Source organism: Mesorhizobium sanjuanii, from assembly GCF_002529485.1.
GTDB lineage: Bacteria > Pseudomonadota > Alphaproteobacteria > Rhizobiales > Rhizobiaceae > Mesorhizobium > Mesorhizobium sanjuanii.
In genome coordinates, this window is record NZ_NWQG01000235.1 from 1 (window position 1) to 16,415 (window position 16,415).

A 16,415-nucleotide genomic window follows, 5' to 3' on the forward strand; every position below is an offset into this window, starting at 1 on the left:
GATGAAGATCGAGGCGAAGGCGGCGAGGCCGTCGACATCGAGTTCACCGCCTTCGAGGCGCATCAGCACCGATGGCTTGGCGTCGTCGGGCTGGCTGGAATCGATACGGCCGGAAAACTTCGCCTTGCCAAGCACAAGTTCGAGGTCGCTGAAAGCCTGGCGCTTTTCGGTCAGGTCGACATTCGCCTTGAAGCCGGCAGCCGGCAGCCGGCGGATCGCCTCGTCGACATCCTTCGACAGCCAGGCGGCAAAGCCGGAAGGCTGCGCCACCGCCAGAAGCAGCGAACCAGTGAAGCCGAAATGGCTCTCGACGCTGAGCATGCCGTTGGCTTCCAGCCTGGCGCGGCCAGGTAGCGTCGCGGCCAGCGACTTCACCGACCAGCCGCCATCGGTCGGCTCGGCGGAAAGGTGCACGTCGCGAACCGTCGTATCGCCGGCGACAACCGCCGGCAGCTTGACCTCGACGGTGCCAGGTATGGTCGGTTTCGGCAGGCCGAGCAGCGCCTGCTCCAGCCCGGCAATGCGCTGATCCAGTGTCAGGCCGGCGCCACCCTCAGCGCCCACGGCCTCGTCGAACTGCACCTGCGCGCCATTGGCCTCGATCGCAAAACTCGGCTTCAGGCCGAGATCGACCGAAGCCTTGCCGTCGGCTGTATAGGGATTGTCGAGCGGCCCGGTCTCGAAACGGAATTCGTCGATGCCGAGCTTCTGGTGGTCGAGCGAGAAATTACCGTTCAGCCTGAACCCCGGATCCGGTTTCCCCGCGCTGACCTTCACCGTTTCGCCGTCGGTTCCGCGCAATTCGGCTGAATTCTGGCCGGCTCCATTCTTGTCTGCGCCATTCTTGTCGGCGCCTGAGATCTTGAACTGGCCCGAATAGACTGCGGCGCCCTCGACGATGCCCGCATTGCCGTCGGTTTCCATGACCAGCGGATAGGCATCCGGATTGGCCCTGAGCCGGAGCCGCATCTCTCCATTCGCACCGGCCTTGCCGGTGGAGGCAGCCACCGTGGTGCGCAAGCCGTCGAGCCGCAGCGATCCGTCCATCCGCCATGGCCCGGCCAACGATTTGGCCGAGATCGTCGAGTTGATCTCGGAAATGAGATGGCTGCGCCCGCCGGCGGCATGGCGGAGCGCGATCTGCCCCTCGGTTATCGTCAGCTTCTCGATCGAGATCTGGCTAGGATCGAAGGGGGAGGATGGCCGCATCGCCCAGTCGACGGTTCCGTCCTGGGCAATGTCGATCGTCGCCTTCGGCCTGACCAGCCGCATGTCGAAGATCAGCACCTCGCCGCGCAGGAAGGGCGCAAGTTCGGCGTCCATCGAAAAGGTCTCGACGGTCATTGCCGGCTGGCCGCCGGCGCCGCCGGCGACAGTGACGTTCGAAAAGGTCACCGAGGGAAACGGCAACAGCCTCGCCGTGGCATCGCCCTGAACGGTTACCTTGCGGCCCAGGATGGCGCTCGCCTCACGTTCGAAGTCGGCGCGGTAGCCCGTCCAGTCGATGAAATACGGCACCACCAGCGCCGCGCACAGCACCAGCACGAAAAGGCCACCGAAGATCACGAACAGGCGTGCGAGCATCAATCCCCAAGCATCGATTGAAAATCAGCCGCACTCTACCCGCATCAGCGTGTCGATAAAGAGGCAATTCGGCTGTGTCGTCCGCAACAGGCAAGGCCATCCGCTGTTGCCTGGTCCCGGTCCGCTGTTGCGTGACCCCCGGCGGTCGCGATATCCTCTTCTGAGCAGGCCCGCCTCCGTCCCCCCTCTTCTTCGGTTTGCGATCATCTGAAATAAAAGCGGAGACTTTCGCATGTCTGGGAAGAATTGGGACCGGGTGCCGATCGATGCGCAGAGCGTCGACGCTCCGCTGTCGCTTTCGGCGGTGTTTCTTGTCGTCACCGTCGCCAATGAACCGGCCGCTCTCGCCAAGGTCGCCTCGGTGCTCGGCGGGCTCGACGATCTCGTCAAGACCATCGGCTTCCGCGACCTTTCCGGCCGGCTGTCATGCATTGCCGGGATCGGCCCCGACCTGTGGGATCGTCTCTGTCCAGACCGGCGGCCGCTTGAGTTGAGACCATTCACGGCGATCAAAGGCGCGGTTCATTCGGCGCCGTCGACACCCGGCGACCTTCTGTTCCACATCCGGTCCGAACGCCCCGACATGTGCTTTGAGTTCGAGCGGATACTGCTCGGCAGCCTTGGCGAGAGCGTGACTGTCGTCGACGAGGTCTCCGGCTTTCGCTATTTCGATGCGCGTGACCTGCTCGGCTTCGTCGACGGCACGGCCAACCCGACCGGCCTCGATCTGCCTGCCTCGGCACTTGTCGGTGATGAGGATGCCGACTTCGCCGGCGGCAGCTATGTCGTCGTGCAGAAATATTTGCACGATCTTGCTGCCTGGGCGCGAATCCCGACGCCAGTCCAGGAGGAGATCATCGGTCGCACCAAGATCGACAATATCGAGATCGACGATGACGACGCGCCGCGCAAATCGCACAAGTCGCTGGCCACCATCGAGGATGCCGACGGCAATGAATACGACATACTGCGCGACAACATGCCCTTCGGCCGGCCAGGCCAAAACGAGTTCGGAACCTACTTTATCGGCTATTCCCGCTATCTCTGGGTGATCGAGAAGATGCTGCAGCGAATGTATGTCGGCGACCCGCCGGGCGCCTACGACCGGCTGCTCGATGTCTCCACGCCGCATACCGGCACGACATTCTTCGCTCCAACCCGCCCGATGCTGCAGGCGCTTGCTCAGGCGGCGCAGGAGAAGGCTGCGGCAACCTGATTGACCGACTGCTGCTGGATCTGCTGAAGAATTTCAGCGAGCGTCGCGCTTCGCCTGCGCCACTTTGGCTGCCTACCGTTGCCGGCCGCGTTCCGCCGGCCGTGCCAGGACAGGCGCCTTCTGGTTTGCCACCGGCCGCATGCCCTTGTGCGCGCTGCGCGTGTTGAAATCCGACCCGTTCGCGGCAGCCCCTTGTTTGCTGGCCAGTGCGTTGCGAGCATTCTCGACCAGCGAGACACGCGCCGCCAGTTGCCGGCGCCGCTCAGCCTCGCCATTCAGCCGCCGCATGGCCATCGCCAGAACCTCGAGCTTCAACCGCGTCCCAAAAGTCGTGTGAAAAATCCAGGTGGTTTGACACGGTGCGCTGGAACAGGACGGCCGGCGCTTTCCATCAATAAGGCCAGGACCGCTCCCTCGTGTAGGCGGGTGGAGAAACTCTCGGCGACGAATTCAAGCGTCGAGTCATGGAATGTCAGGATGAAATGCCGATAGGTCGAAAAAAGCTCCGGCGTGTGGGACGCGTGAACCCGATTTGCCTTCTCAAAAGAGGCTATCCAGGAAGAATCGAGAACTTCGAATGCCGCGTAAGGCCGCAAGCCTAGTCCATACAGGCGATGCCCGCTGATAGCTTCGTCGTTCGGCGGGCCGAACTGCAACGCCAGATATGGTTCCGCAGTCAGGATTGCGACCGATTGGTTGCCCGTTGCCGGCGAAGCCGAACGCGGATTCGTGCCATCAAATGACGGCTCCGGGATGTTGACGAGATAGGCAACAAGCAGTCTGCCTTCATCCGCGAAGATGTGAGGAAGTGGTGCGCCGGCGGACGACAGCGGCACTTCGATCGGCATCAGCGTCTCGGCCATCGACATCTAATGGTCGGTGCCCGGCAATATCTTGCCCGGGTTCATGATGTTGAGTGGATCAAGCGCCTGCTTGATGGTGCGCATAATGTCCACGCCGTGGCCAAGTTCGTGGCGCAGGAAACCGACCTTGCCTTGCCCGATGCCATGCTCGCCGGTGCAGGTCCCGTCCATGCCGATCGCCCGCATGTTGAGCCGCGCCACGAATTCTTCCGTCTGCGCGATTTCCTTCGGGTCATTCACGTCCATCAGCACCAGCACATGGAAATTGCCGTCGCCGGCATGGCCGACGATCGGCGCGACCAGCCCCATCTCGGCGATGTCGGCCTCGGTTTGCGTGACGCATTCGGCAAAGCGCGAGATCGGCACGCAGACGTCGGTCGACAGCCCCTTGGCGCCGGGCCTGAGCGTCAGCGACGACCAGTAGGCGTCGTGCCTGGCCTTCCACAGTTTTGTCCGCTCCTCGGCGACGCTGGTCCAAAGGAACGGGCCGCCGCCATACTCCTCGGCGATCGCGCCGAAGGTCTCGGCCTGTTCGGCAACGCCGGCATCGCTGCCATGGAATTCGACGAACAGGCACGGGCTTTCCGGATAGTCGAGCTTCGAATAATTTTTCATCGCCCGCATCTGCAGCGCATTGACCAGTTCGATGCGCGCCACCGGAATGCCCATCTGGATCGTCGCGATCACCGCATTGCAGGCCGCCTCGACGCTGGGAAACGGGCAGACGCCGCCAGAGATCGCCTGTGGGATGCCCTGCAGCCTCAGAGTCAGCGAGGTGATGATGCCGAGCGTGCCTTCGGAGCCGATCAGGAGCCGCGTCAGATCATAGCCGGCCGAACTCTTTTTCGCGCGTTTTCCTGTCGTCACCACCTGTCCGTCCGCCATCACCGCCGTCAGCGACAACACATTCTCGCGCATCGTGCCGTAGCGCACCGCATTGGTGCCCGATGCCCGCGTCGCCGCCATGCCGCCCAGCGAAGCATTGGCGCCAGGATCGATCGGAAAGAACAGCCCGGTGTCGCGCAGATGCCGGTTGAGATCCTCGCGCGTCACCCCGGGCTCGACAGTGCAATCGAGATCCTGCGGATTGACCGCCAGGATGCGGTTCATCCGCGACGTATCGACAGAGATGCCGCCCCCCGGCGCGTTGGTGTGGCCCTCGAGCGAGGAACCGACGCCGAAGGCGATCACCGGCACGCGATGCGCCGCGCAGGCCGACACGATTTCCTGCACCTCGGCCGTTGTCTCGACAAAGGCCACGCCGTCCGGCGCCTGGGTCGGAATGTAGGTGGTGGTATGCGCGTGCTGGGCGCGGATCGCCTCGCCGGTCTGGAACCGCTCGCCAAGCCGCTGCTTGAGGATGCCGAGCACGGCGGCGATGCCCTCCTCGTTGCGTTCGACCGGGTTGAGGTCGCTCAGAGCCATATTGTTCTATCCCAATTTTCTTCCGAAGGTCTAAGCCACTTGCCGCGCGGATGTCCATTGGGCTAGTCAAGCTGGGATGGCGACCTTCAGGTCAGAAATGACACGTGCGGCAATAGGATACCTGATCCTTTTCTTGGCTCTTTTGCCTGGATGGGCAGTGCATAGTGCATCCCGGCAAAGCCGGGCCGGCTGGTTTGGCGTGGTTATCTTCTTTGCCTTTCTGGCGCTATTCGCCGTTGTAAGTACTCGCGCACAGCCGGTCTCCAATTACAAGCCCGGCCTCTTTGCCCAGCGTTATGGCGGTTATCTTTCTACCTTTATCGTTGCGATCTTATTGTTCGCAGAGGCACTTGCCATCGCGCTTACCTATGCTGAACCCAATCAAGGCGTCATCGGCCACGTGGGTTCAATGTTATCAGCGGCTGGGTCAAATCTCTTTCCCGTTGTTGCCAAATACGCAACTTCTGTTCAACCGCCTCTTTCAGGTCAATATACCTTCAGAGCCCAATCAATAATAACCTGTTTTCTTTTTGCAGGTTTGATATCGTCTCTTGTCACATTGGCGTACTACGTCGCGATGCCAAGGAATGAGATAACCGAAAGGCTCAATTCCGGCAAACGAGAAAGACCAAATTCTATATTTACCTTCGCTTCTGTTTCTTTCGGTATTTTGATGAGTTTGAGCGCTTACTTTGGTTTCGACGAATTCCAGACAACCACTGACCACTGCTGGTTAAATGCTGCTTGCTATACGGCCGGTGACGATTTGACACTCTTCTGGGGAGCGGCTGGAAAAGTGATGATGATGTTTGTCTTTCCCCTAGGCGGGCTTGCCATTCTGGCAACTCGTCGCGCTCTGCCAGAAACTTAAGAAATCCGGTCCAAGCGCTCGCCAAGCCGCTGCTTCAGGATGCCGAGCACGGCGGCGATGCCTTCCTCGTTGCGTTCGACCGGGTTGAGGTCGCTCAGAGCCATGAATTCCTCCGCGAATGGACCAGTGTCCGCGCTTGTCATGCATATAAGGATGATGCCTAGTCTTAGCGACCACGCCCTGTCCAGCGCCAGAACAAGGAAGTTTTCGATGCCGATCCCATCCCCTTTCGTTTCTCGAGCCATGGACATCGAGAAGGACTGGATCGACTACAATGGCCATCTCAACATGGCCTATTACAACGTGCTGTTCGACCGCTGCTCGGACGACGCCTTCGAGATGATGGGTATGGGGCCGAACTATGCCCAGGAGCGCCGCCTCACCATCTACACGGCGGAAGTGCATGTCTGCTACGTGCGGGAACTGCATCTCGACCACAAGGTCACCGTCTCCTTCCAGCTCCTCGACCATGACGACAAGCGGCTGCGGGTCTACCAGGAGATCCGCCATCTCGACGGCTGGCTCGCCGCCACTTCCGAATCACTATCGCTGCATGTCGACATGTCCGGGCCGAAAGTGGCGCCCTTCCCGGCCGATGTGCTGGCCAGGATCGAGGCCATGCGCGCCGCCCATGCCGCGCTGCCGATGCCGGAACGCGCCGGCCGTTCGATCGGTATCAAGCGGCGCCATGCCTGAAGAGGTTTTGCACAACTCGCTCTAAGTTATTGTTTTTATTCATACCGTTACCTCGAAGCCACTACGCCTCACTAAGCAACCGGGACTAGCCCGCAAGATGACTTGAACCACGCTCCGGCCACCGTTAACCTTACCGAGGTTTTAACGTGAACAAGCCGAATTGAGTCGTTGAACGACTCAGCGCGGCGGTCGAAAACCGTCCGCATCGAGTTGCGATACGGGCGGCTGGACGGAAGCGGTTCGGGGAACGTGCATGAAAACCGACATCAAGGTCGAGGCGGACAGGCTGGCAGCCGATCCACGCATCAGCGACTATGATTTCTGGCGCTCGCTGAAGAATCTCAACAACGAGATCTTCCACATCGCCAACAACAATGAACCGATCCCCTTCGCCATGATCCGCTGGCGCGCCATCCTGAAACAGGCGCGCTCGAAGCGCGGGCATGCCTGACCGGAAGGCACGCCGAGGCTTCACTGCCCTCTTTCCGAGAATCAAGCCGGACGCTTCAGCGCCCCGAGCGGCGAGCGCGCCCTCACCGGTGACGACTGGATAATCGCGGTGTTGGTCATCGCGTGCGGAATGATGCGGTCGATCACCCGTTCGAGCTCGGCCACCGAACCGACATGCGCCAGCGCGATGAAGCAGTCCTCACCCGTAACCCGGTCGCATTGCGCGATTTCCGGCAGGTCGCGGATGATCTCGGCCACCACAGCCAGTTGCCCCGGCACCGGCCTGATCCGCAGCCATGCCGACAGTTTCAGGCCGAGCGCCGCCGGATTGATCCTGACCGTATAGGCCTCGATCACGCCGCTCTCCTGCAGCCGCCTGATGCGCTCGGCCACGCTCGGCGCCGACAAGCCGACCGAACGCGCCAACTCAGCGGTGCTGGTGCGCGCATCCTTTTCCAGCAGCCGCAGGATTTTCAGGTCGGCGGCATCGAGATCGGCATTTTCGTTTCGAAGGCGTTTCAATGAGAACTCCTCGGGATCGAAAGGTCATTGATTGTTTTGGCCGGTCATCATCCATATAAACCGGAAAAATACCTTGCGACAATGATCCCATGGAAGATCGAGCGCAAGCACCCGCCGCCAGCCCTGCCCTCGCCAAGTCGGCCTTTGCGAACCTGGCAACCGCGCTGCCGCCGCATGTCTGGTTCGGCGTCAGCGCCGTGTTCCACTATCTCGGGCCTGCCTTCGCCGTGCTGCTTTTCCCGCATGTCGGGGTGCTCGGCATGGCATGGCTGCGCATCGCCAGCGCAGCCCTCGTCTTTGCGCCGCTGACCCGGCCGTGGACGGTCTTTGCCCGTGCCGACCGCTCGACGAGATTGCTGCTTCTGGCCTTCGGCGTCTGCCTTGGCATCATGAATTGTTCCTTCTACCTGGCGCTCGACCGCTTGCCGATCTCGCTGGTTGCGGCGATCGAATTCGTCGGCACCATCGGCGTCGCGCTGGTCGGCCTCAGAAGCCCGCGCAATCTGGCCGCCCTTGCGGTCGCCGTCACCGGCACCTTGCTGTTGATCGATGTTAAGTGGTCGAGCGACCCGATCGGCCTGTGCTGGGCCTTCCTCAACGGCGCGCTGTTCGTCGGCTATATCGTGCTCGGCCATCGCGTCGCCCGTGCCGGTGCCGGCAACGGCATCGCCGGCCTGGGCGCCGCGATGTCGGTCGCCTTCCTCATCGTGCTGCCGATGGGCTTCGCCGATGCGCTGCCGGCCTTCTCGGCCCCGACGCTGCTCATCGCCGCCATCGGCGTCGGCATCTGCTCGTCGGTCATCCCCTATATCTGCGACCAGTTCGCCATGTCGCGCCTGCCGCGGTCGAGCTTCGCGCTGATGCTGTCGCTGCTGCCGGTCACCGCAACGTTGATCGGCGTCGTTGTGCTGCATCAGATTCCGAGCCTCACCGATTGCCTCGGCATCGCGCTGGTGGTCGCTGGCGTCGCCTTCCACAGGCCGGCGGGTCCGGAGCAGACCCATTAGTCAACTATTTCAATGGCTTGCAAAAACCCCGCTTTGGTTCCCCGATTCGAGTAGCTGCGACAAGAAAGCTTAAGATTGAACCAATCCCGCTTTTGCGCCGTTGTCCCTTCGAAAAACGGTTGGAGCAAAAAGATGGACTGGAAACGCACCAGTGAGCCGGCCGATGCGTGGCACATGACGGACGACTTGCATGCCGAGCACGGCAAGGGCGATCCGTTCGCGGCGGCCATTCGCGCCACAAGGATGTCGATGATCATCACCGATCCCCGGCGGCCGGACAACCCTATCGTATTCGCCAATGACGCCTTCCTGCGCCTCACCGGCTACGAGCGACAGGAGGTTCTGGGCAAGAACTGCCGCTTTCTGCAGGGACCACAGACGGACAGGATGGCCGTGGAACAGGTTCGGGAAGCAATCGCCAGCCGCAGCGATATCAGCATCGATCTCTTGAACTATCGCAAGGACGGCTCGACGTTCTGGAACGCGCTCTACATCAGCCCGGTATCCAATGACAAAGGCGAGCTGCAGTTCTTCTTTGCTTCGCAGCTTGACGTTTCCGACCGCAAACTGTCCGAACATCGGATGAGCGCTGACAAGGAACGCTTCGAAAAGGCGGTCAGGGAGCGCACTAAGGAGTTGGAAGCCGCTCTGGAGGCGCAGACAACACTGCTTCATGAGGTCGATCATCGCGTCAAGAACAATTTGCAGATGATTTCTTCTCTGATCATCATGCAGCGCCGGACCATAAAGGACGAAGGCATAAGGCAATCGCTGACCACGATGCTGGAACGCATCGAGGCCTTGAGCACCGTGCATCGCCGGCTATATCAATCGAAGGACGTCAGCAGGTTCGACGTTTCCGACTTCGCCCGCGACTTGATTTCGGATCTGCTCACGGCATCGGGACGTTCCGAGATAACATCGAAGCTCGACCTTGATCCGATTGTCGTCTCTGCCGAAAAAGCCACCCCCGTGGCCCTCATGGTCAACGAACTCGTCACCAACGCCCTGAAACACGCCTTCAAGGAAAAGCCGGACGGATCGATCGCCGGCAGCATCGGCATCAAGATGAGTCAGCCCGATGGCCACCTCAATATCGAAGTTACCGACGACGGCGTCGGCATGGCCGATTCCAATGGTGATGCCTCTTTCGGCATGCGGCTGATCAAGTCCCTCGGCCGCCAGTTGCATGCCGACATCGAATGGCGAGATGCCGGCCCCGGCACCCGGGTCGTCATCAGGATGCCGAATGTACCGCAGCAAGAAGGGAATGTGTCATGATTGAACCGCTCAAGGTCCTGATCGTCGAGGACGAGGCGCTGCTGGCCATGGAACTGGAAAGTCTGATCGAGGAAGCCGGCCACAGCGTCGTCGGCTGGGCGACCTCCTCTGGCGAAGCGGTCGACATGGTCGATTCGACAGACGCCGACATCGCCTTTGTCGACATTCACCTGGCTGACGGCGCGACCGGCGTCGAAGTGGCCGAACATTTCCGTCGGAGCAAGCGCTCAATGGTGGTATTCATGACCGCCAATCCAAAACGCATTCCCGATCATTTCGCCGGCGCGATCGGCGTAATCGCCAAACCTTATACGATGAACGGGCTGACGTCGGCATTGCGCTACCTGCAGGAAGGCGTCCGTCGTCCGCCACCCGAGTCGGTGCTGCCGGTGGGCTTCACTCTGTCGCCGGCCTTCCAGACAGTCTGGATACCGACTGCCGCCTGACAACCAGACCCGCTAAGCCAGCTTCTCCCTGAGGAAGGTAACCGTCCGGCCCCAGGCAAGATCGGCCGCCTGCTTGTCGTAGCGGGCCGCCGACGTGTCGTTGTTGAAGGCATGGTTGGCGCCTTCATAGACGGTGTATTCGACATGGGCCGCGCCGAGTTCCTTCTTGAAGGCGTCGATGCCGGCATTGATGCGCGTGTCGAGCCCGGCATAGTGCAGAAGCAGCGCCGCCTTGATCCTGGGCACATCCTCGGCCTTCGGCTGCATGCCGTAATAGGCAACGCCGGCGGCGAGATCGGGCGCATTGACCGCCAGCATGTTGACGGTGCCGCCACCCCAGCAGAAGCCGACCGCGCCGACCTTGCCATTGCCGTCCTGGTATCCTTTGAGGAAGGCGACCGCCGCCACGGCATTGGCCGCGGTCTGCGCCGGATCAAGCTTGGGAAACAGATCACGCGCCTTGTCTTCGTCGACCGGCGTGCCGCCGAGCGGCGACAGGAAGTCCGGCGCCAAGGCCACGAAGCCTTCCAGCGCGATGCGCCGTGCCACGTCGCGTATATGCGGGTTGAGCCCCCTGTTCTCATGCACGACGATGACGGTGCCGAGCTTGCCGGACTGGCCGGCCGGCTTGACCAGGTAGCCCTTCATCTCGCCGCTACTGCCCGGGAAAGTGATGTCCTCGCCCGTCACCCGCGGATCGTCCTCGGAAACGATCGCCGCCTGGGCCGCATTCGCCGCCAGCAGCGGGGCGATCGTGGCCGCCGCCGCGCCCGATCCGGCAAGCCTGGTCAGTTGCTCCATGAAGCGGCGGCGGTCGAGCGTCAGATGCGTGTATTCGTCATAGGCGTCGATCATCGCCTGGGTAATGGCGGGCTTCGTGATGACCGGCTTGGCAGCCCTGGCGCTTTCGGGACTGACGGCGGACTTCGTCATGGCGTGCTCCTCGCTTCGGGATGATCTCGCTGCGACAAGATAGGGTCGCAACGTGCGCGGTCCAGTCACGGATGAGTGACGCGGCGAAAGCCACCAGGCGAAGCATCGGCTCCAATCACATTTTGGTCATTTCCCACGACCTTGATGGTCTTGCCACAATGCCGGAGGAAACTGCTGGCGGTGTGGCTCACCTGCCCAGCCCGGTTGGCTCCGACAAGGGCCAACTCCGACAAGAAGGAACAATGCCCATGACCTTCCCCATCCTGGCAAGCGCATTCGTGCTTGCTGCCGCCCTGGCGGCGCTGCGTTCCGCCGCTTTCGCCAGCCGATCGATGGTCAAGGTCCGCAGCAACCGGCACCCGCCTGCGAACACGAAAACCCGGGGCTGAGGCAGGTTATGGACGCCCAGGACATCGTCAATACCGTCTCTGAGAAAGCCGGCCTCGACCAGGCCGTGACGGAAAAGGTCGTCGGCACGATTTTCTCGGTGCTCGAGCATGAAGCGGACGGCACGACCCTTTCCAGATTCTTTGCCAAGATTCCTGGCGCCGATGGCCTGGCCCAGAAATACGACGTCATGGCTGCCGGCTCGGCCGGTAGCGGCGGCCTGCTGTCGTCGCTGCAGGGCGCGCTTGGCGGCGTTCTCGGCGAAAAGACCGGTGCGCTGATCAACGGTATCGCGGCGCTCAAAGCCTCGGGCCTCGACATGGCGCAGATCCGCCAGGCCGGCGCGACGCTGATCCAGCAGGCCGAGACCGCGGCCGGCCCCGAACTGACCAACGAGGTGCTTGGCTCCGTGCCCAGCCTCAAGGGTCATCTGGGGCTCAGCTAGACTCGCCTTGCGCCGCCTCTACTTCGGCAACGTGTAGGCCATCACATAGTCGCCCGGCTTGGTGCCGACCGAGCCATGGCCGCCGGCGACGATGACCACGAACTGGCGCCCGTCGGCGACGGTATAGGTCATCGGCGTCGACTGTCCGCCGGCCGGCAGCCTGGCCTGCCAGAGCTGTTTGCCGGTCGTCAGGTCATAGGCGCGCAGATAGTCGTCGACTGCCGCCCCCAGGAAGGCGACGCCGCCGGCGGTGATCATTGGCCCGCCAATGCCCGGCACGCCGACCTTGAACGGCAGCGGCAGCGGCGTCATGTCGTAGACGGTGCCGTTGCGGTGCTTGTAGGCGATCTTGCCGGTCCTGAGGTCGGCGCCCGCCACATAGCCCCAGGGCGGCGCCTGGCAAGGCACCCCGAGCGGCGACAGGAACGGCCCCATCACCACCGCGTAGGGTGCGCCTTCGTTGCGGTTGAGACCCTGCTCGCTGCCGCGCCCTTCATCCGGCGGCGGCACCTGGTCGCGCGGAATGAGCTGCGACTTGAAGGCCAGATAGGTCGGCATGCCGAACATCACCTGGCGGACCGGATCGACCGCCACGCCGCCCCAGTTGAAGGTGCCGAAATTGCCGGGATAGATCAGCGAACCCTGCACGGAGGGTGGCGTATAGCGGCCCTCATAGCGCAGGCCCTGGAATTCGATCCGGCACGCCAACTGGTCGAACATGGTGATGCCCCACATGTCGGCGCCGGTCAGCGGCTTCGGATTGAAGCTGAGATCCGAGACCGGCTGCGTCGGCGCGGTGTGATCGCCTTCGATCGCGCCGCCCGGCGCCGGCACCTCGTTGACCGGAATGATCGGCTCGCCGCTGCGTCGGTCGAGCACATAAAGATCGCCCTGCTTGGTCGGCCCGACCAGTGCTGGCACGACACCGCTGGCCGTGGTGATATCGACCAGCGTCGGCTGCGCCGGCACGTCCATGTCCCAGAGATCGTGATGCACGGTCTGGCGCACCCAGCGCACTTGCCCCGTGTTGAGGTCGAGCGCGGTGATCGAGGAGGAGAATTTCTCGACATTGGCGCTGCGCCCGGCGCCGAGTTGGTCCGGCGTCTGGTTGCCGAGCGGCACGTAGAGCAGGCCGAGCTTCTCGTCGGCGCTCGCCGTCGACCACATGTTGGGCGAGTTGTGGGTGTAGGTCTGGCCCTCTGCCAAGGGCGTCGTCTGGTCCGGATTGCCCGAATCCCAGTTCCACACTAGGGCGCCGGTATCGACGTCGAAGGCCCGGATGACGCCGGACGGCTCCTCGGTCGAATAATTGTCGTTGACCGCGCCGCCGACGATGATCTTGCCGCCTGATATCAATGGCGCCGAGGTCGAATAGTAATAGCCCGACTTCGGATAAGGCATGTTGGCCATCAGGTTCAGCGTACCGCCCTCGGCGAAGGCTGGGCAAACCTGCCCGTTCGCGGCGTCGAGCGCGATCAATCGCGCATCGGAGGTCGGCAGATAGACGCGCGCGGCACAGGGCTGGCCAGCGGCGATCCTGGCGTCGGCATGATAGGACACGCCGCGGCAGGTCTGGTGCTGGCGGTCCTTGTCCAGCTTGACCTGCGGATCGTAGCGCCATTTCTCCTTGCCGGTCGCGGCATCGATGGCGATGGCGAAATTGTGCGGCGTGCAGATGTAGAGCGTATCGCCGACCTTCAGCGGCGTCACCTGATAGGTCGTCTCGCCGACGTCGTCCGGCCCCTTCACATCGCCGGTGCGGTAGGTCCAGGCAGGCCGCAGCTTCGCCACATTGTCCGGTGTGATCTGGTCAAGCGGCGAATAGCGCTGGCCGTATTGCGTGCGGCCGTAATAGTGCCATTCGCCGGCAGGCACGTCGCCGCCCAGATCGGCGGTCGGGGTCACCTTGTCGGCGCTGAGCTGGCCGGCGATATCCTTCGGATCCGCCGTCATCGAATAGCCGGCCACCGCAAGCGAGGCCAGCACGGCAAGAATGAGCGGCGCCCGTCCGTCCGGGCCGGTGAGGCCACGCCGCGCCCAGGGCGTCAGCAGCCATAGCGCCACAAGCACGATGATGCCGCCACGCGGGCCAAGCTCCCACCAGTCGAAGCCGATTTCCCAGACCGCCCAGCAAAGCGTACCGATCACGATCGCCGCATAGAGCCACAGCGCCAGGGACTTGCGCCTGTACAGCAGCCAGGCGGCTATCAGGAATGCGAGACCTGTTATGACGTAATACCAGCTGCCGCCCAGCGAAGCCAACCAGATGCCGCCGCCGCCAAGCGCCAGACCGATCAAGGCAAGGACCACGGCGGTAAGGACGGTTGCCATAACGACACTCCTTTGAAGTGCAGCAGGCGAGCGGCCGAAAACCGCCATTACGAAATGGAACCGCAGCCCGCTGTTGATTCTGTTTCATCTCGCCGCCGCAGTTTTCCGCTCGCCTGCACGCGGTGTCAAATCAGCAGGACAATATCCTTCGATACCGCCGGCATTGCTCCGCCCTATCCTTTGCCCCTGCTGTCGCTCACGTTGAAATGACAGGGCGTAGCATTGGCCATTCTTCTGCCCGCTATCGGGCAATGCTATGCTTTGCCGATGAAAGCCGATGCCGCCTCATCGCTCGAAAAGGCCCGCCACGCCTATGCGCAGCGGTCATGGGCGGATGCATTCGCGCTTCTGCGGGCAACGGACGAGATCGCGTCTCTCGGTGCGGAAGACCTGGAACGGCTGCTCTGGTCGGCGGGCATGCTGGACCGCGATCAGGACATCTTCGCCGCCGGCGAGCGCCTCTTCAACCTGCATATCGAAGCCGGCCGTGACGACCAGGCGGCGTATTGGGCATTCTTCCGTGGCTTCCGGCTTCTGGCGTTGGGCGAGGAGGGCCACGCAACCGCCTGTATCCAGCAGGCGCAGCGCCTGGCTGATGGCTTTGGCCGCGAGTGCGCGGCGCATGGCTATCTGATGTTGCTGGCGGCTCAAAAACAAACCGGCGACGATCCGGCATCGGAGACGCTGGCAAGGCAGGCGCTGGCGATCGGCGAACGCTGTTGCGACATCGATCTGATCGCCTTTGCCAGATGCTATCTCGGCCGTGCCCTGGTTCGGCAGGGCCGGGTCGAGGAAGGCATCGCCCTGCTCGACGAAGCCATGCTGCCGGCCGCCGACGGCAAGCTTTCGCCCATCGTCACCGGTCTCATCTACTGCAACCTCATCGCCGCATGCCGGCAGGTCTATGCATTCGATCGCTCGCGCGAATGGACGCAAGCGCTGTCGGACTGGTGCGGAGCACAGCCGCAGCTCGTTCAGTTCAACGGCGTCTGCCTGTTGCACCGCGCCGAGATCATGGAATTGAACGGCGCCTGGCAGGACTGCATCGCCGAGGCCAGGCGCGCGACGCTGTCGCTGACCCATGCCATCGGCAACGAGGCGGCGGCAGGCGCGGCCTATCAGGAGGCCGAAATCCATCGGCTGCGCGGAGAATTCGCCGCCGCCGAAGACCTCTACCGTGCCGCCAGCCGGCTCGGACTGGAGCCGCAACCCGGCATGGCGCTGCTGCGCCTCACGCAGGGCAGGACCGAGCAGGCGGCGGCAACCATTCGCCGTGTGCTTGCCACGACCAAGGCGCCGCTTGGCCGTGCCCGCCTGCTTCCTGCACTGGTCGAAATCACGATGGCAGCGGGCGCCGTCGACGAAGCGCGCCAAGCCTGCGCGGAACTGGAGGCGATTGCCGGCCGCTTCGCCACCGAGATCCTGGCAGCGATGGCCTCGCAGGCGAGAGGTGAGATCGAGATGGCCGGGGGTGACGCCGCGGCCGCACTCGGCCATTTCCGCGCCGCGCTGACGACCTGGCAGCGCGCCGGTGCGCCCTATCTGGAGGCGCGTCTGCGCGTGCTGGCCGGTCAGGCCTGCCGCATGCTTGGCGACGAAGATGGAGCCGAACTGGAATTCGAGGTCGCCGGATCGGTTTTCTTGGCACTTGGCGCGGCACCCGACCTCGCCCGCGTCAATCTGTTGATGCGGCCGCCCGCTTCACCCTCGCATGGCCTGACGCGGCGCGAGATCGAAGTCCTCGGCCTTGTCGCCACCGGCAAGACAAACAGGCTGATCGCGACCGAACTCGGTCTCAGCGAAAAGACCGTCGACCGGCATCTCAGCAATATCTTCGACAAGCTCGCGGTCAACTCGCGCACTGCCGCCACAGCCTATGCCTTCCAGAACGGTTTGCTCTGACACGCCGGCATGCAGGGCGACGGCATTTGGATTCTTGCGAAGATGGACCCCCACCC

Annotated in this window: 16 protein-coding genes and 1 pseudogene; 10 read left to right on the forward strand and 7 right to left on the reverse strand. The window is 62.8% G+C overall.

Annotation, left to right across the window (positions count from 1 at the left end):
* Positions 1 to 1,584: AsmA family protein (locus tag CN311_RS28420; RefSeq protein ID WP_115504280.1), on the reverse strand; the 1,584-nt coding region annotated here is incomplete at its 3' end.
* Between the two features lie 232 nt (positions 1,585 to 1,816).
* On the opposite strand from CN311_RS28420, the gene CN311_RS28425 reads away from it, so the two are divergent.
* The gene (locus tag CN311_RS28425) at positions 1,817 to 2,800 is read left to right on the forward strand and encodes a Dyp-type peroxidase (RefSeq protein WP_097576944.1); all 984 of its coding nucleotides are present in this window, start codon (positions 1,817 to 1,819) and stop codon (positions 2,798 to 2,800) included.
* Positions 2,801 to 2,872: 72 nt separating this feature from the next.
* Here the strand turns inward: CN311_RS28425 and CN311_RS28430 are convergent.
* The 3 genes and pseudogenes from CN311_RS28430 to CN311_RS28440 all read right to left on the reverse strand — a co-directional run.
* Positions 2,873 to 3,124: pseudogene (locus tag CN311_RS28430) on the reverse strand (hypothetical protein); the annotation flags it as partial.
* On the reverse strand, positions 3,112 to 3,663 hold the full coding sequence (locus CN311_RS28435) for a hypothetical protein (RefSeq protein ID WP_208866592.1): 552 nt from the start codon (positions 3,661 to 3,663) through the stop codon (positions 3,112 to 3,114). The pseudogene CN311_RS28430 and the gene CN311_RS28435, both read right to left, overlap by 13 nt.
* A gap of 6 nt (positions 3,664 to 3,669) precedes the next feature.
* Positions 3,670 to 5,088 carry an FAD-binding oxidoreductase gene (locus CN311_RS28440; protein ID WP_097576946.1) on the reverse strand — a complete coding sequence of 473 codons (1,419 nt, stop codon included), beginning with the start codon at positions 5,086 to 5,088 and terminating at the stop codon, positions 3,670 to 3,672.
* A 97-nt stretch (positions 5,089 to 5,185) separates the two neighbouring features.
* On the opposite strand from CN311_RS28440, the gene CN311_RS32350 reads away from it, so the two are divergent.
* The 3 genes from CN311_RS32350 to CN311_RS28450 all read left to right on the forward strand — a co-directional run bounded on the left by CN311_RS32350 (position 5,186) and on the right by CN311_RS28450 (position 7,106).
* The gene (locus CN311_RS32350) at positions 5,186 to 5,959 is read left to right on the forward strand and encodes a hypothetical protein (RefSeq protein ID WP_208866593.1); all 774 of its coding nucleotides are present in this window, start codon (positions 5,186 to 5,188) and stop codon (positions 5,957 to 5,959) included.
* A gap of 210 nt (positions 5,960 to 6,169) precedes the next feature.
* The gene (locus CN311_RS28445) at positions 6,170 to 6,655 is read left to right on the forward strand and encodes a thioesterase family protein (protein ID WP_097576947.1); all 486 of its coding nucleotides are present in this window, start codon (positions 6,170 to 6,172) and stop codon (positions 6,653 to 6,655) included.
* A 253-nt stretch (positions 6,656 to 6,908) separates the two neighbouring features.
* Positions 6,909 to 7,106: a hypothetical protein gene (locus tag CN311_RS28450; protein WP_008876617.1), complete on the forward strand. Its 198-nt coding sequence runs from the start codon at positions 6,909 to 6,911 to the stop codon at positions 7,104 to 7,106.
* A 41-nt stretch (positions 7,107 to 7,147) separates the two neighbouring features.
* Here CN311_RS28450 and CN311_RS28455 read toward each other — a convergent pair whose 3' ends face one another.
* Positions 7,148 to 7,627, reverse strand: coding sequence for an Lrp/AsnC family transcriptional regulator (locus CN311_RS28455; RefSeq protein WP_097576948.1), 480 nt, complete (start codon positions 7,625 to 7,627; stop codon positions 7,148 to 7,150).
* A gap of 89 nt (positions 7,628 to 7,716) precedes the next feature.
* On the opposite strand from CN311_RS28455, the gene CN311_RS28460 reads away from it, so the two are divergent.
* The 3 genes from CN311_RS28460 to CN311_RS28470 all read left to right on the forward strand — a co-directional run bounded on the left by CN311_RS28460 (position 7,717) and on the right by CN311_RS28470 (position 10,361).
* A complete protein-coding gene (locus CN311_RS28460; protein ID WP_097576949.1) occupies positions 7,717 to 8,634 on the forward strand; it encodes an EamA family transporter in 918 nt (305 codons plus the stop codon).
* Between the two features lie 132 nt (positions 8,635 to 8,766).
* Positions 8,767 to 9,915, forward strand: a complete 1,149-nt coding sequence (locus tag CN311_RS28465; protein ID WP_097576950.1) for a histidine kinase dimerization/phosphoacceptor domain -containing protein — start codon at positions 8,767 to 8,769, stop codon at positions 9,913 to 9,915.
* Complete coding sequence (locus tag CN311_RS28470) at positions 9,912 to 10,361, forward strand: response regulator (RefSeq protein ID WP_097576951.1); 450 nt, start codon at positions 9,912 to 9,914, stop codon at positions 10,359 to 10,361. The genes CN311_RS28465 and CN311_RS28470 overlap by 4 nt, the downstream gene beginning before the upstream one ends.
* A gap of 12 nt (positions 10,362 to 10,373) precedes the next feature.
* Here CN311_RS28470 and CN311_RS28475 read toward each other — a convergent pair whose 3' ends face one another.
* A complete protein-coding gene (locus CN311_RS28475) occupies positions 10,374 to 11,294 on the reverse strand; it encodes a dienelactone hydrolase family protein (protein ID WP_097576952.1) in 921 nt (306 codons plus the stop codon).
* Positions 11,295 to 11,536: 242 nt separating this feature from the next.
* On the opposite strand from CN311_RS28475, the gene CN311_RS33110 reads away from it, so the two are divergent.
* The gene (locus CN311_RS33110) at positions 11,537 to 11,683 is read left to right on the forward strand and encodes a hypothetical protein (RefSeq protein WP_208866594.1); all 147 of its coding nucleotides are present in this window, start codon (positions 11,537 to 11,539) and stop codon (positions 11,681 to 11,683) included.
* Between the two features lie 8 nt (positions 11,684 to 11,691).
* Entirely contained in the window at positions 11,692 to 12,126 is a 435-nt protein-coding gene (locus tag CN311_RS28485; RefSeq protein WP_097576954.1) for a hypothetical protein, read from the forward strand.
* An 18-nt stretch (positions 12,127 to 12,144) separates the two neighbouring features.
* Here the strand turns inward: CN311_RS28485 and CN311_RS28490 are convergent, their stop codons facing one another.
* A complete protein-coding gene (locus tag CN311_RS28490; protein WP_097576955.1) occupies positions 12,145 to 14,457 on the reverse strand; it encodes a glucose/quinate/shikimate family membrane-bound PQQ-dependent dehydrogenase in 2,313 nt (770 codons plus the stop codon).
* Positions 14,458 to 14,679: 222 nt separating this feature from the next.
* On the opposite strand from CN311_RS28490, the gene CN311_RS28495 reads away from it, so the two are divergent.
* Positions 14,680 to 16,359, forward strand: a complete 1,680-nt coding sequence (locus CN311_RS28495; RefSeq protein ID WP_245440982.1) for a helix-turn-helix transcriptional regulator — start codon at positions 14,680 to 14,682, stop codon at positions 16,357 to 16,359.
* Positions 16,360 to 16,415: the final 56 nt, after the last annotated feature.